Origin of the sequence: Chromobacterium alticapitis (assembly GCF_002924365.1) — a bacterium.
GTDB lineage: Bacteria > Pseudomonadota > Gammaproteobacteria > Burkholderiales > Chromobacteriaceae > Chromobacterium > Chromobacterium alticapitis.
Genome location: NZ_PQWB01000036.1, coordinates 65242 through 80175, shown reverse-complemented (window position 1 = coordinate 80175; position 14934 = coordinate 65242). Strand labels below are relative to the sequence as shown.

Below are 14934 nucleotides of genomic sequence, written 5' to 3'. Positions count from 1 at the left end.
TCTCCACAAAGCGGCCGGAGCGGCCGGCCTTGCTGTCACGTCAAACGACAAGGGCACAGACCTTGGCCGTGCCCTGAATCTTGCGAGGTCGCCGAAGCGTCTTACTCGATGACGAACAGCGGCTCGCCGTATTCCACCGGCTGGCCGTCTTCGGCCAGGATGGCCTTGATCACGCCGGAGCGGTCGGCTTCGATCTCGTTCATCAGCTTCATGGCTTCGATGATGCACAGCGTGTCGCCGGCATTGACGCTCTGGCCCACTTCGACGAAGGACTTGGCGCCGGGGCTGGGCGAACGGTAGAAGGTGCCGACCATGGGCGACTTCATGGCATTCTTGTCGTTGGCGGCGGCCGGCGCGGCTTCTGCGGCGGGCGCGGCGGCAACGGGCGCCGGAGCGGCGGCGGGCGCGGCGTACATCTGGGCCACCGGCTGGACAAAGGCTTGCGCCTGGGCGGCGGACACGCGGGTGATGCGGACTTTCTCTTCGCCCTCGGTCACTTCCAGTTCGGCGATGCCGGACTCTTCGACCAGGTCGATCAGTTTTTTCAGTTTACGCAGGTCCATTATTGATCCTTCGAATGGGGTGTTCAGCCAAGGCGGCTCAAGGCTGCTGGGACAGATGCCGCAGCGCGTGCGCCAGGGCCAGCTCATAGCCGTGGGAGCCCAGTCCGCAGATCACGCCGAGCGCCAGATCGGAAAAATACGAATGCTGGCGGAACGGCTCGCGGGCGTGGACGTTGGATAGATGCACTTCGATAAACGGCACTTTCACCGCCGCCAGGGCATCGCGCAGCGCGACGCTGGTGTGGGTGAAAGCCGCTGGATTGATCAGGATGAAGCCGGTGCCGTCATCCAGACATTGATGTATGCGTTCAATCAGTACATGCTCGGCGTTGCTTTGCAATGCTGTCAAAGCGAAGCCGGCGGCCTTGGCCTGTTCGGCCAGCCGCTGATTGATGTCGTCAAGGGTGTCCCGGCCGTAGTGTCGCGGTTCCCTTACCCCCAGCAAATTGAGGTTGGGGCCGTGCAGCACGAGGATGGATCGGCTCAAGGCCTGACTCCTGTTTTTCATCTTGGCCGCGAGTTTGCCGCACTTCGCGGCAAGATGTCCAGAGTTTGCGGAAATTAAAACAATTGTTTAGCCGCGCAGGCCGCGGTCAAATGCTTGGTTTTAGAGTAAAACCCTTAATTTCCGCAAGCGGCGCAGTGTAGCGTATCCGCAATATGCCGGGGAACTATTTTGCCGAGAGATGACGGCGGGGGCCGCATATTGGCGCAGCCGCCTCTGTGCCCGCCGGCTGGGCGCGGGTATAATCCGCCGATTCCGAACGATAGTTTCCGCGATGCAGCTCTCTGATTTCGATTACCACCTGCCTGAGGCGCTGATCGCCCAGCATCCGCCGGCCGTGCGCGGCGCCAGCCGCCTGCTGCATGTAGACGGCATGGCGCTGTCCGACCTCACTTTCGCCGATTTTCCCTCCCGTTTGCAAGCGGGCGACCTGCTGGTGTTCAACGACACCCGTGTCATCCGCGCGCGCCTGTTCGGCGAAAAAGCCAGCGGCGGCAAAGTGGAGGCCTTGATCGAGCGCGTGCTGGACGACCACACCGCGCTGGCCCATGTCCGCGCGTCCAAGTCGCCCAAGCCGGGAAGCCGGCTGATCTTCGCCGGCCGCTGGGAGGCGGAGATGGTGGAGCGCCAGGACTCGCTGTTCAAACTGCGTTTTCTGGCCGAAGAAGACGTCTACGACATCCTGGAAGCGTCCGGCAAGCTGCCGCTGCCGCCGTATATCGAGCGCAGCGCGGAGCATGACGACGACGAGCGCTACCAGACCGTCTACGCCCGCGAGCAGGGCGCGGTGGCGGCGCCGACCGCCGGCCTGCACTTCACCGACGACATGCTGGCCGGACTGAAGGCGCAGGGCGTCGAAACCGCCTTCGTCACGCTGCACGTCGGCGCCGGCACTTTCCAGCCGGTGAAGGTGGACAATGTGGCCGAGCACAAGATGCACAGCGAGATCTACGACATGCCGCAGGCCACGGTGGACGCCATCGCCGCCGCCCGCGCCCGCGGCGGCCGCGTGGTGGCCATAGGCACCACCAGCGTGCGCGCGCTGGAATCGGCCGCCCGCGGCGGCGAGCTGAAGGCCGGCCGCGGCGAGACCGACATCTTCATCACGCCAGGTTATACGTTCCGCGTGGTAGACCGCCTGCTGACCAATTTCCATCTGCCCAAATCCACGCTGCTGATGCTGGTGTCCGCCTTCGCCGGCTACGAAGAGATTTTCCAGGCTTACCGCCACGCGGTGGAGCAGGAGTATCGTTTCTTCAGCTACGGCGATGCCATGCTGCTGGAAAAGAAGGCCTGACCGCGCCGTCGCGGTCCAACCAGATATAGAGGGATCATGCCCATGTCCGGACTCGCGCCCGACGCCGCCCAGCCGGTGGAAATCCAGCTGCACCAGGTGTCCAAGATATTGGAAATCGCCTTCGACGATGGCGCCCGCTACGAGTTGCCGTGCGAATACCTGCGCGTTTACTCGCCGTCGGCGGAGGTGCGCGGCCACGGCGTCGGCCAGGAGACGCTGCAGACCGGCAAGAGGCATGTGGGCATCACGGCGCTGGAGCCGGTGGGCCATTACGCGTTGAAGATCACTTTCGACGATGGCCACGACAGCGGCCTTTACAGCTGGACTTACCTATACGAGCTGGGCGCCAAGCGCGGCCAGTATTGGCAGCAATACCTCGACAAGCTCGCCGCCGCCGGCGCGGGCAGGGAGTGATGATGGATAAGACCACGCATTTCGGTTACAAGACCGTGGCGGAGAGCGACAAGGCCGGCAAGGTGGCCGAAGTCTTCCACTCGGTGGCCAGCAAGTACGATGTGATGAATGATCTGATGTCCGGCGGCCTGCACCGGGTGTGGAAGCATTTCACGCTGACGACGTCCGGCGTGCGCGCCGGCGACAAGGTGCTGGACATCGCCGGCGGCACCGGCGACCTGTCGCGCGGCTGGGCCAAGCGCGTCGGCAAGACCGGCGAAGTGTGGCTGACCGACATCAACAGCTCCATGCTGACCGTGGGCCGCGACCGCCTGCTGGACGAAGGCGTGATCCTGCCGGTATCGCTGGCCGACGCCGAGAAACTGCCGTTCCCTGACAATTACTTCGACGCGGTGTCGGTGGCTTTCGGCCTGCGCAATATGACGCACAAGGACGCGGCGCTGAAGGAAATGTGCCGGGTGCTGAAGCCGGGCGGCAAGCTGTTCGTGCTGGAGTTTTCCAAGGTGTGGAAGCCGCTGTCGCCGTTCTACGATTTCTACTCCTTCAAGGCGCTGCCCATCATGGGCAAATTGGTGGCGAACGACGCCGACAGCTACCAATATCTGGCCGAATCCATCCGCATGCATCCGGATCAGGAAACGCTGAAGCAGATGATGCTGGACGCGGGTTTCGGCAAGGTGGACTACCATAACCTCACCGGCGGCGTTGTTGCGTTGCACAAGGGCGTCAAGTTCTGATGCAGGCCGAGTTGGCGGCGCGTTTGGCCGAGCTGGGCATCGCTCCGGCTGACTTGCTCGCTCGCGGGCTGGAAATCCATGCCGAGCCGGCCGAGCTGGCGCTGGCGGAAACCAATGCCGAAGGGCGCGAGTTTCATCTCGTCCCGGCCGCATCGGCCGCCTGGCGGGCCATGCGCGCGGCCGCGGCGGAAGAGGGCGTGGAGATTTTCCTGTTGTCCGCCTTCCGCAGCGTGGCGCGCCAGCATGAGATCGTCGCCGCCAAGCTCGCGCGCGGCCAGAGCCTGGACGAGATACTTCGTGTCAGCGCCGCGCCGGGATTCAGCGAGCATCACACTGGCTGCGCCGTAGACATCGGCGCGCCCGATTCGCCGCCGCTGGGGGAAGCGTTCGAAGCCACTGCGGCTTTCGGCTGGCTGAGCCGCCGCGCCGCGGCTTTCGGTTTTCATCTGAGCTACCCGCGCGGCAATGCCAGCGGCTATTTGTACGAGCCCTGGCATTGGCGCTGGCGGGCATAGCGGGAGCAGACTCATGGCCCTGACCATCGCCGCATTCAATCATTTGCTGAACCAGCATCCGGCGCGCCGCGCCGAGCTGGCGGGCTTCGCCGGCCGTCGCGTGGCCATCGCGCTGCCGCCCTTGCATGTGGCCGGCGTGATCACGGACGAGGGCTGGCTGGCGGCCTGCGAGGGCGAGCCGGAGGCGGGGCTGCGCCTGCGCCACGGCGTGCTGTTCTCGCATCTGTCCGGCCAAGCGCCGCAGTTGTCTGACATCGCGCTGGAAGGCGACGCCGAGCTGGCGACGGCGCTGGGCCGCATCATAGGCCAGTTGCAATGGCACGCCGGCGAAGACCTGTCGCGCGTGTTCGGCGATGTGGCGGCGCAGCGCATCGAAACGCTGGCGCGCGGCTTGTTCGGCTTCAAGGGCCAGTTGGCTTTCCGCCTGGCGGACAATTGGATAGAACATCTGCGCGAGGACGGCGCGCTGCTGGCCGGCCGCCACCAAGTCGGGCGCTTCGTCGACGAGGTGGACCAGTTGCGCGACGACGCCAGCCGGCTGGACAAGCGGCTCGAGCGGCTGGAAGCCGCGCTCAACCCTAAACAGCATTCCCAGACCTGACGGACCGTATGTCGATATCGCGCTCGCTGAAGATAGTTGCCACCCTGTACCGCTACGGTCTGGACGATTTCCTGGCCGGACACTCCAAGCTCGCCCTCCTGCGCACGCTGTTCCGCTTGTGCCCCATCCGTCGCGACACCGTCTCGCCGCTGCCCATGCGCATGCGGCTGGCGCTGGAAAGCCTGGGGCCCATCTTCGTCAAGTTCGGCCAGGTGCTGTCCACCCGCCGCGACCTGCTGCCGCCTGAATACGCCGAAGAGCTGGCGCTGTTGCAGGACCGGGTGCCGCCGTTCGACGGCGAGATCGCCCGCCAGGTGGTGGAGCGCAGCCTGGGGCGCAAGATTGAAGAGCTGTTCGTCGATTTCGATCTCAAGCCGGTGGCCAGCGCTTCGGTCGCCCAGGTGCACAAGGCCTGGCTGCGCCGGCCGGACGGCGGCAAGGGCCGCGAGGTGGCGGTCAAGGTATTGCGGCCCGCCATCCTGCCGGTGATAGAGCAGGATTTATCCTTGATGCGCGCGCTGGCAGGCTGGGTGGAAAAGCTGTTCGCCGACGGCAAGCGGCTGAAGCCGCGCGAGGTGGTGGCGGAGTTCGACAAATACCTGCACGACGAGCTGGACCTGATGCACGAGGCGGCCAACGCCTCGCAGCTGCGGCGCAATTTCAAGGGCTCGGACATGCTGATCGTGCCCGAAGTGTTCTATGACTACTCCAGCCGCGAGGTGCTGACGCTGGAGTGGATGCACGGCATCCCGGTGGGGCAGATAGACCGGCTGCGCGAGGCCGGCGTGGACTTGAAGAAGCTCAGCCGCTTCGGCGTGGAAATCTTCTTCACCCAGGTGTTCCGCCACGGCTTCTTCCACGCCGACATGCATCCGGGCAATATCTTCGTCGCCGCGGACGGCCGCTACATCGCGCTGGATTTCGGCATCGTCGGCAGCCTGACTGAGACCGACAAGCACTACCTGGCCGTCAACTTCCTGGCTTTCTTCAACCGCGACTACCACCGCGTAGCCACTGCTCACATCGAGTCGGGCTGGGTGCCGAAAGACACCCGCGCCGAGGAGCTGGAGGCCGCGGTGCGCACCGTGTGCGAGCCTATCTTCGAAAAGCCGCTGAGCCAGATCTCGTTCGGCATGGTGCTGCTGCGCCTGTTCGAAACCAGCCGCCGCTTCAATGTGGAAATCCAGCCGCAGCTGGTGTTGTTGCAGAAGACCTTGCTCAATATCGAGGGCCTTGGCCGCCAGCTGGACCCGGAACTGGATCTGTGGGACACCGCCAAGCCTTTCCTGACCAAGTGGATGAACGAGCAGATAGGCTGGCGCGGCCTGCTGCGCACGCTGAAAAACGAAGCGCCGCAATGGGCCACCACCCTGCCCACGCTGCCGCGCAAGCTGCACGACACGCTGAACTCGGCCAAGACCGACCTGCTGGTGGAGGGATATATCCACTTGATGCGCGAACAGAAGCGGCAGAACTTCTTGCTGCTGCTGATCGCTATCCTGCTGGCCGGTTTGTTGGCCAAAAACCTGCTGTAGGGCGGATGTCCCGCTTGCGGGGCGATCCGCCAGGCCGTGGCATCGTTGGCCGGGAGAGGCCGGACCTCTCAAGGAAAAGAGTTCGCGCGGATGCGTCGCGCGGGCAAGGCCTGGGGGCCTGCCCGCCCTACGTGGCTTATGGGAATGAGGCCGCGCGGATGTGTTGCGCGGGCAAGGCCTGAAGGCCTGCCCGCCCTACTAAACTTCCTTTGGCGCAGGCATGGAGCCTGCGCATGCTCTGTGGATAAAAATCAAAATCAAGGATGGTTGTGGATAAGTGCCGCATCGCTGCGCGATTATCCGCAGCGTTGACGCGCAATTGGCATGAAGCGCCCATGACGCCGGCTAATTTTCTCCGTACGCCGTTGATAGCGTGAAAAATGCGGTAACCTTGGCAAAAAATTCCACTCATCAGGAGCTGCTTATGCTGAGCCGCAACGCCGCGCTGCCGCGCATCGTCATCGTAGGAGGAGGGGCCGGAGGGCTGGAGCTGGCCACCCGGCTGGGCCGCACGCTGGGCGCGCGCCACCGCGCCCAGATCGTGCTGGTGGACGGCTCGCCTACTCATATCTGGAAACCGCTGTTGCACGAAGTGGCCACCGGCGCGCTGAATACCGGCGAGGACGAGGTCAATTACTTCGCGCATGGCTACCGCAACGGCTATGACTTTGAATTCGGCTATATGACCGGCCTCGATCAGACCAAGCGCGCGATAAGGCTGGCTGCCATCCAGGCGCAAGACGGCAGCGAGCTGAGTCCGGAGCGCGAAGTTTCCTATGACTGGCTAGTGATCGCCGTCGGCGCGCAGGCCAATGATTTCGGAACGCCCGGCGTGGCCGAGCACGCCATGTTCCTGAACACGCCGGCGGATGCCGAAGCGCTGCGCCACCGCGTGCTGGAGCAGGCCTTCCGAGCCAGCGGCGGCGCGGCGCCCTCTCGCGCGCTGTCCATCGCCATCGTCGGCGGCGGCGCAACCGGGGTGGAGCTGGCGGCGGAACTGAACCACACCATGTGCGAATTGCACCACTACGGCGCGCGGCTGCAGCCGGAGCGGGTGAAGATCAGCGTGATAGAGGGCGCGGACCGCATCCTGGCCGCCGCGCCGCCGTCTTTGTCGGCCTATGCCGAGGAGCAATTGGCCGGCAAGCGCATTCAGGTGTTGACCAACAGCCGGGTGGCGGCGGTGGAAGCCGACGGCGTGGCCTTGGCCGATGGCCGCAAGGTGGAGGCCGACATCACGGTATGGGCGGCCGGGGTCAAGGCGCCGGCCTGGCTGGCCACGCTGGATGGCTTGGAGGTCAACCGCGTCAACCAGTTGGTGGTGGATACCCGGCTGCATTGCGCCGGCGGCGACTGCGTCTACGCCATGGGCGATTGCGCCGCCGCGCCGGATGGCGACAGCGGCCGCATGCTGTCCGCCACCGCCCAAGTCGCGCACCAGCAGGCGCGCTATCTGGCCGATGAGCTGGCGCGCCGTTTGGAAGATAAGCCTGCCCGGGCTTTCGCGTTCAAGCCGCAGGGCATGATGGTGTCGTTGGGCAAGCATACCGCGGTGGGCAGCTTGGCGGCGGTGGTGGGGCCCAAGCGCGACTATCACGTTGAGGGTCGCGGCGCGAAGCTGATCTACGCTTCGTTGTACCGCATGCATCAGGCGGCGGTGCATGGTTGGGCGCTGGCCATCCTGCTGTTCGTAGGCGACAAGCTGCGGCGCGCGGCCCGGCCGGCGTTGAAGCTGCATTGATGGCTGGGCAGGCTGTTGCGGCCCTGCCGAGGACGTGCTGATAAATGCTGTCGCCTTAGCGTGGACAGTGGCATTTTGGTTTGGTAGTGGGAAGGGCGTGGCTGCGCAGCGCGGGCAAGGCCTGATGGCCTGCCCGCCCTACTTGGCTGCGGCTTTTCTAGCCTTAACGATTTGCATGGCGCATCGGCAGCCATCCCATTCCCCGTCGGCCCGTGCCGGCAAAACAGCCTTGGGCCAGGGGCTTTAAGCCGCCGCTTTTTTGATCGGCGGCTTCCTGGAGCAAGGCTGTTTTGTCGGGGTTTCTCGGGCCGTTGGGGCCGCCTAGGGTTGCAAGGGAACTGGCGGGACAGTTCCCTTGCCCGTTCGCCGGGCGGAACCGGCAAGCGAATCATCGTCCGCGCAGCGGACTCCATTCCTGATTTTCGAAATCTTTTATCCGCGCCGCGCAGGCGACGGCGGCTTGCGGCCAGTCTCATGAATGGTATGTGCTGCGCCGCAACTTGACCCATCCGCGCCTTTCTTCGATGCTGCTTTGACATTTGCATATCGAAGGGGCGGGCATGGAGTTGGGTAAATGGCTGGACGAGCGGCAACTGGGCAGGTTTCAGCACAGGCTGCTGCTCTTGTGCGGGTTGTGCATGATACTGGACGGTTTCGACGTGCAGGCCATGGGCTATGTCGCGCCGGCCTTGCTGGAGGATTGGGGCATCGCCAAGTCGGCCCTGGGGCCGGTGTTCGGCGCGGGCTTGCTGGGGCTGATGCTGGGGGCCTTATTGTTCGGCGCGCTGGCGGACCGGATAGGCCGCCGCCCAGTGCTGCTGGCCTGCACGCTGCTGTTTTCCGCCGGCATGCTGGCGACGGCTGGCGCGGCCACGCTGCCGCAGCTGATCGCGCTGCGCTTCTTCACCGGCGTGGGCCTGGGCGGCATCATGCCCAACGCGATGGCGCTGGCCGGCGAGTACAGCCCGGCGCGGCGGCGCGCCAGCCTGATGATGCTCATCTCCTGCGGCTTTACCGCCGGGGCCTTGCTGGGCGGCCTGCTGGCGGCCTGGCTGATTCCGGCCCACGGCTGGCGTTCGGTATTCCTGCTGGGCGGCGTCGCGCCCTTGCTGCTGTGGCTGCCCATGCTGCGCGGTTTGCCGGAGTCGGCCAAATTCCTGCTGCTGCGCGGCAAGGCGGAGCAGGCCTTGCTCTGGCTGCGCCGCATGGAGCCGTCCTTGCCGGCCGGCGCGCGTTTCCATCTGGCCGAGCGGCCGTCTCAAAACAATCCAGTGGCCGAGTTATTCCGCCGCGGACTGGCCCGGCGCACGCTGCTGTTGTGGCTGCTGAGCTTCCTCAACCTGATCGTGCTGTATTTCCTGTCCAACTGGATGCCCTCGCTATTGCGCGCGCAGGGCCTGGACATGCGGCATGCTTTGCTGGCGGGCAGCATGCTGCAGCTGGGGGGCGTGGTGGGAACGCTGTCCTTCGGCCGCTGGATAGATCGCGCGGGGTTTCGCAATGTCCTGCTGAGCTGCTTTCTATTGGCGGCTCTGGGGCTGTGGGCTTTGGGCGGCATGCGGGGCGAAGCGGTGTGGCTGTATGTCCTGCTGTTCTGCGCCGGCTTCTGCGTCATCGGCGTCCAGCCGGCGGTCAACGCGCTGGCGGCCAGCGCCTATCCCACCAGTCTGCGCGCCACCGGCGTGGGCTGGAGTCTGGGCATCGGCCGCATCGGCTCGGTGCTGGGGCCGTGGCTGGGCGGCGTGTTGATCGGCCTGGCGTGGAGCCAGGCAGCCTTGTTCGCCTTGCTGGCGCTGCTGGCCTTGGGCTCCGCCGCCGTGGTGTGGGCCTATCACCGCGAGCCGCGGCGACGCCCGGCCGAAGAGGCGGCTTAGATCGCCAGCAGCGCGGCGAGCACGCGGCGGTCTTCCGCCAGCAGGATATTGAAGGTGCGGCAGGCGGCCTGGGTGTCCATGCACTCCATGCCTATGCCGGCTTGGGTCAGCGCCGCGTACAGCCGCGGATGGGCGAAGCGCTGGTTCTTGCCGGAGCCGAACAGCACCACTTCCGGCTTATAGGCCAACAGCGCCTCGAAGTGCTCTACGGCCAGGCTGGAGAAGTCGGGCGGGGCCCAGGCGACGATCTTGTCGGCGCTGACGATCAGATTGCCGTCGTGGCGTTGGGCATTGATCAGCACATGGCCTTCGCCATAGCCGGTGAACAGGTTTTTGCCTTGGCCCGAGGCCTGATGCATTTTCATCGGAATCACTCCAAGAAGCGGCGATTGGACGGCACTGCGCGGGCGTGCGGCGGCCCTCGTGCAGTGCACCAAAGATTGGGATAGGATTATACCCAGACCCCGGACCGGCGCGACCCTGCAGTGCGCGCGGTTTTCGCCCCGCCGGCCGGTATAGAACAAGAGATCCTATGAAACCACACCGCCAACGCAAGGCCGCTCCGTCCGGCGGGCGGCCTGAAACGGAAGTCGCCGCCGCCATGCAGCCAGTCCATAAATCGCAGAAACTCGCCAACGTCTGTTACGACATCCGCGGCCCGGTGCTCGAGCACGCCAAGAAGATGGAAGACGAAGGCCACCGCATCATCAAGCTGAACATCGGCAATCCGGCGCCGTTCGGCTTCTTCGCGCCGGACGAGATCATCGAGGATGTGATCGTCAACCTGCCGGCGGCGTCGGGTTATTCGGACTCCAAGGGCCTGTTCGCCGCGCGCAAGGCCATCATGCATTACGCGCAGCAGAAGAGTCTGCCCAATGTGGCGATGGACGACATCATCATCGGCAACGGCGTGTCCGAGCTGATCGTGATGGCGATGCAGGCCTTGCTGGACAATGGCGACGAAGTGCTGGTGCCGGCGCCGGACTATCCGCTGTGGACGGCCGCGGTGAGCCTGGCCGGCGGCCGCGCGGTGCACTACGTATGCGACGAGGAGCAAGGCTGGTTCCCCAGCATCGACGACATCCGCGCCAAGATCACGCCTTCCACGCGCGCCATCGTCATCATCAACCCGAACAATCCCACCGGCGCGGTGTATCCGCCGGCGCTGCTCAAGCAGATCGTCGAAGTGGCGCGCCAGCACCAGCTGATCATCTACGCCGACGAAATCTACGACAAGGTGCTGTACGACGAGGTCAAGCACACATCCATCGCGTCTTTGGCGCCGGACCTGTTCGTGGTGACCCTGAACGGCCTGTCCAAGAACTACCGCGCCTGCGGCTACCGCGCCGGCTGGATGGTGCTGTCCGGCGAGAAGACGCACGCCAAGGATTATATCGAGGGCCTGAACATGCTGGCCTCGATGCGCTTGTGCGCCAACGTGCCTTCCCAGTACGCCATCCAGACCGCGCTGGGCGGCTACCAGAGCATAGACGACTTGGTGGCGCCTAGCGGCCGGCTGGCGCGCCAGCGCGATCTGGCGCACAAGCTGTTGACCGAGATCCCGGGGGTCTCCTGCGTCAAGCCGCAGGGCGCGCTGTATCTGTTCCCCAAGCTGGATCCCAAGGTTTACCCGATCGCCGACGACCAGCAATTCATCCTGGAACTGCTGCAGCAGGAGAAGGTGCTGCTGGTGCAGGGCAGCGGTTTCAACTGGATTGCGCCGGATCACTTCCGCGTGGTATTCCTTCCCAACTCGGACGATCTGATCGAGGCCATTGGCCGTGTCGCCCGCTTCCTGGAGCGCTACCGCAAGCGTCACGGCAGCGAGGTTTGATCGTAGTTTGAAGAGGCGGCGGAGACATCCGCCGCCGGCAGGACCGTGCGGATAGCCCACGCTGTCCAGACGGCCTTGAGCCGAAATAAAAACCAGGGACTGAATGGAGATATATATGAAACCGATCAATATCGGCCTGATGGGCGTAGGCACTGTCGGCGGCGGCACCGCCACCGTGTTGAAACGGAACGCCGGCGAGATCACCCGCCGCGCCGGCCGCGAAATCCGCCTGATCCAGGCGGCCAACCGCGACGTGGCCAAGGCCCGGGCCGCGCTGGGGCCGGATGTGTCGGTAGTGGACGACGCCATGCAGATCGTCAACAACCCGGACGTCGACATCGTGGTTGAACTGATCGGCGGCGACACCGTGGCCAAGGAGCTGGTGCTCAAGGCCATTGAAAACGGCAAGCATGTAGTCACCGCCAACAAGAAGCTGCTGGCGCTGCACGGCACCGAGATTTTCGCGCGCGCCCAGGAAAAGGGCGTGATGGTGGCGTTCGAGGCGGCGGTGGCCGGCGGCATCCCCATCATCAAGACCTTGCGCGAGGGCCTGGCGGCCAACCGCATCGAGTGGATAGCCGGCATCATCAACGGCACCTCCAATTTCATTCTGACCGAGATGCGCGAAAAGGGCGCCAGCTTCGCCGAAGTGCTGGCCGAGGCGCAACAACTGGGCTACGCCGAGGCGGACCCCACGTTCGACATCGAAGGCCATGACGCCGGCCACAAGCTGACCATCATGGCGGCGCTGGCCTTCGGCATCCCCATGCAGTTCGACAAGTGCTATCTGGAAGGCATCAGCAAGCTGGACGGCCGCGACATCCGCTACGCCGAGGAACTGGGCTATCGCGTCAAGCTGCTGGGCCTGACCCGCCGCACCGACGCCGGCGTGGAGCTGCGCGTGCACCCGACGCTGATTCCGGAAGGCCGGCTGATCGCCAACGTCAACGGCGTGATGAACGCCGTGCTGGTGAAGGGCGACGTGCTGGGGCCGACGCTGTATTACGGCGCTGGCGCAGGCGCCTTGCCCACCGCCTCGGCCGTGGTGGCGGACATTGTCGACGTGACCCGGCTGCTGACTTCGGACCCGGAACACCGCGTGCCGCATCTGGCCTTCCAGCCGGACCAGCTGCAGGATTTGACCATCCTGTCGATGGAGGAGGTGGTCAGCTCTTATTATCTGCGCATCGGCGCGGTGGACCGCGCCGGCGTGCTGGCCAATATCACGCGCTTGCTGGCGGAGAACGGCATCTCGATCGAGGCGCTCATCCAGAAGGGCTCGGTATCCGACGGCACCGCCGAGGTGGTGATCCTGACCCACCGCGTGCAGGAAAAGGCGATCAACCGCGCCATCGCCGGCATCGAGGCGCTGGACAGCGTGGCCGGCAAGGTGGTGCGTTTGCGCATGGAAGAGTTGAATGACTAAGTCGCTGCAAGCAGGCCTGTACGCCGCGCTGTTTACCGGCGTGGCCGCGGCCACGCCGCTCAGTCCGGGCCAGCACCAGCTGCTGCAGGGCTTTCTGATGCGCGGCTGCCTGAAGCGCACGCCGGCGTCAGACGGCGTGGGCCTGCCCGGCAACGAACAGGTGCAGCGCTACTGCCAGTGCGCCAGCGAGAAGCTGGCCGGCACCTTCAGCACCGAGGAAGTGATGGGCGTGCTGTCCGGCCAGATCAAGAAAGACGATCCGCGCGGCAAGAAGCGGCTGAAAGAAGCCTCGGCCGCTTGCGGCCAATATCTGGAAACATCGCAATGAAATATGTCAGTACCCGCGGCGGCATGGCGCCGCTGCCGTTTTGCGACACCGTATTGATGGGCCTGGCGCCGGATGGCGGCCTGCTGCTGCCGGAGCGCTACCCCAAAATCGACCGCGCCACGCTGGATGCCTGGCGCACCCTGAGCTACGCCGAGCTGGCGTTCGAGATCATCCAGCTATTCGCCGACGACATTCCGGCGGACGATCTGCGGGGCATCGCCGCGCGCGCCTACCGCGCCGAAGTGTTCGGCAGCGAAGCCATCACGCCGATCAAGCGCCTGCATGACGGCCTGGCCATCCTGGAACTGTCCAACGGTCCGACGCTGGCCTTCAAGGACATGGCGATGCAGTTCCTCGGCCAGTTGTTCGAATACGTGCTGGATAAGCGCGGCGAGACGCTGAACATTCTGGGCGCCACCTCCGGTGATACCGGCTCCGCCGCCGAGTACGCGATGCGCGGCAAGCGCGGCGTCAATGTGTTCATGCTGAGCCCGGACGGCAAGATGAGCGCCTTCCAGCGCGCGCAGATGTACAGCCTGCAGGACGAAAACATCCACAATATCGCGGTTCAGGGCATGTTCGACGACTGCCAGGACATCGTGAAGGCGGTGCAGAACGACCACGCCTTCAAGGCGCGCTACAAAATAGGCACCGTCAACTCGATCAACTGGGCCCGCGTCGTCGCCCAGGTGGTGTATTACTTCCACGGTTATTTCCGCGCCACGGCGAGCAATGACGAAAAGGTCAGCTTCTGCGTGCCGTCCGGCAACTTCGGCAACGTTTGCGCCGGCCACGTGGCGCGGCAGATGGGCTTGCCGGTGGCGCGCCTGATCGTCGCCACCAATGAAAACGACGTGCTGGACGAGTTCTTCCGCAGCGGCCGCTACGCGCCGCGCGGCAGCGAGCGCACTTACGTCACTTCCAGCCCGTCCATGGACATCTCCAAGGCGTCAAACTTCGAGCGTTTCGTGTTCGACTTGGTCGGCCGCGACGGCGCCGAGGTGAAGCGGCTATGGTCCGAAGTGGACGCCGGCGGCGGCTTCCAACTGGATGCCGAGGCCATGCGTAGCGTGCGCGACGACTTCGGCTTCGTCTCCGGCAAGAGCGCGCACGCGGACCGCATCGCCACCATCCGCCAGGTGGATGCTGAGGACGGCGTGGTGGTGGACACCCACACTGCCGACGGCATCAAGGTGGCGCGCGAGCTGCGCCGCGGCGGCGAGACCGTCATCTGCCTGGAAACCGCGCTGCCGGCCAAGTTCGCCGAAACCATACGCGAGGCGCTGCATCGCGAACCGCCGCGCCCGGCCGGTTTCGAGCATCTGGAGGCGCTGCCGCAGCGCGTGACGGCGCTGCCGGCGGATGCCGGCGAGGTGAAGGCTTATATCGAGAACGCGCTGGCCTGATCCAGCGAAGGGGCGAGACATGCGGGGAGAGCTGTGGCGAGTGGCGCTAGGCTGGCTGCTGGTGTTTCTTGCCGTGCTGGCGCTGGCGGATACCAGGCAGCGCTGGCAGCCTTGGCTGTCAGGGCTTGAGCCCTGGTTGAGGAACACCTTCGTGACTG

15 protein-coding genes are annotated in these 14934 nt (G+C 65.0%); 12 read left to right on the top strand and 3 right to left on the bottom strand.

From position 1 onward, the window contains the following. Positions 1–101 precede the first annotated feature (101 nt). Positions 102–563, bottom strand: coding sequence for an acetyl-CoA carboxylase biotin carboxyl carrier protein (gene accB, locus C2I19_RS10015; RefSeq protein ID WP_103902553.1), 462 nt, complete (start codon positions 561–563; stop codon positions 102–104). 37 nt (positions 564–600) lie between these two features. Further along, positions 601–1071 carry a type II 3-dehydroquinate dehydratase gene (gene aroQ, locus C2I19_RS10010; protein ID WP_199181129.1) on the bottom strand — a complete coding sequence of 157 codons (471 nt, stop codon included), beginning with the start codon at positions 1069–1071 and terminating at the stop codon, positions 601–603. Between the two features lie 271 nt (positions 1072–1342). Between aroQ and queA the strand changes: the two genes are divergently transcribed. From queA to C2I19_RS09970, 8 genes are all read left to right on the top strand, one after another. Further along, a complete protein-coding gene (queA, locus tag C2I19_RS10005; RefSeq protein WP_103902551.1) occupies positions 1343–2365 on the top strand; it encodes a tRNA preQ1(34) S-adenosylmethionine ribosyltransferase-isomerase QueA in 1023 nt (340 codons plus the stop codon). Between the two features lie 42 nt (positions 2366–2407). Next, on the top strand, positions 2408–2779 hold the full coding sequence (locus tag C2I19_RS10000; RefSeq protein WP_103902607.1) for a gamma-butyrobetaine hydroxylase family protein: 372 nt from the start codon (positions 2408–2410) through the stop codon (positions 2777–2779). Next, a complete protein-coding gene (gene ubiE, locus C2I19_RS09995) occupies positions 2779–3516 on the top strand; it encodes a bifunctional demethylmenaquinone methyltransferase/2-methoxy-6-polyprenyl-1,4-benzoquinol methylase UbiE (protein WP_103902550.1) in 738 nt (245 codons plus the stop codon). Before C2I19_RS10000 ends, ubiE begins: the two co-directional genes overlap by 1 nt. After that, the gene (locus C2I19_RS09990) at positions 3516–4031 is read left to right on the top strand and encodes a M15 family metallopeptidase (RefSeq protein ID WP_103902549.1); all 516 of its coding nucleotides are present in this window, start codon (positions 3516–3518) and stop codon (positions 4029–4031) included. The genes ubiE and C2I19_RS09990 overlap by 1 nt, the downstream gene beginning before the upstream one ends. A 13-nt stretch (positions 4032–4044) precedes the next feature. Then, positions 4045–4632 (top strand): ubiquinone biosynthesis accessory factor UbiJ, encoded by a 588-nt coding sequence (locus C2I19_RS09985; protein ID WP_103902548.1) that lies wholly within the window; start codon positions 4045–4047, stop codon positions 4630–4632. A gap of 8 nt (positions 4633–4640) precedes the next feature. After that, positions 4641–6167: a ubiquinone biosynthesis regulatory protein kinase UbiB gene (gene ubiB, locus C2I19_RS09980; protein ID WP_103902547.1), complete on the top strand. Its 1527-nt coding sequence runs from the start codon at positions 4641–4643 to the stop codon at positions 6165–6167. 424 nt (positions 6168–6591) lie between these two features. Continuing rightward, positions 6592–7908 (top strand): NAD(P)/FAD-dependent oxidoreductase, encoded by a 1317-nt coding sequence (locus C2I19_RS09975; RefSeq protein WP_103902546.1) that lies wholly within the window; start codon positions 6592–6594, stop codon positions 7906–7908. Positions 7909–8468: 560 nt separating this feature from the next. Then, a complete protein-coding gene (locus C2I19_RS09970) occupies positions 8469–9782 on the top strand; it encodes an MFS transporter (RefSeq protein ID WP_103902545.1) in 1314 nt (437 codons plus the stop codon). On the opposite strand, the gene C2I19_RS09965 is transcribed toward C2I19_RS09970, so the two are convergent. Further along, on the bottom strand, positions 9779–10147 hold the full coding sequence (locus C2I19_RS09965) for an Mth938-like domain-containing protein (RefSeq protein WP_103902544.1): 369 nt from the start codon (positions 10145–10147) through the stop codon (positions 9779–9781). The genes C2I19_RS09970 and C2I19_RS09965 overlap by 4 nt on opposite strands. A 236-nt stretch (positions 10148–10383) precedes the next feature. On the opposite strand from C2I19_RS09965, the gene C2I19_RS09960 reads away from it, so the two are divergent. The 4 genes from C2I19_RS09960 (at position 10384) to thrC (ending at position 14776) form a co-directional block, all read left to right on the top strand. Beyond that, positions 10384–11616, top strand: coding sequence for a pyridoxal phosphate-dependent aminotransferase (locus C2I19_RS09960; protein ID WP_103902606.1), 1233 nt, complete (start codon positions 10384–10386; stop codon positions 11614–11616). A 115-nt stretch (positions 11617–11731) separates the two neighbouring features. Further along, a complete protein-coding gene (locus tag C2I19_RS09955) occupies positions 11732–13042 on the top strand; it encodes a homoserine dehydrogenase (protein ID WP_103902543.1) in 1311 nt (436 codons plus the stop codon). Next, the gene (locus C2I19_RS09950) at positions 13035–13370 is read left to right on the top strand and encodes a hypothetical protein (RefSeq protein ID WP_103902542.1); all 336 of its coding nucleotides are present in this window, start codon (positions 13035–13037) and stop codon (positions 13368–13370) included. Before C2I19_RS09955 ends, C2I19_RS09950 begins: the two co-directional genes overlap by 8 nt. Then, positions 13367–14776 carry a threonine synthase gene (gene thrC / locus C2I19_RS09945; RefSeq protein ID WP_103902541.1) on the top strand — a complete coding sequence of 470 codons (1410 nt, stop codon included), beginning with the start codon at positions 13367–13369 and terminating at the stop codon, positions 14774–14776. Before C2I19_RS09950 ends, thrC begins: the two co-directional genes overlap by 4 nt. Positions 14777–14934: the final 158 nt, after the last annotated feature.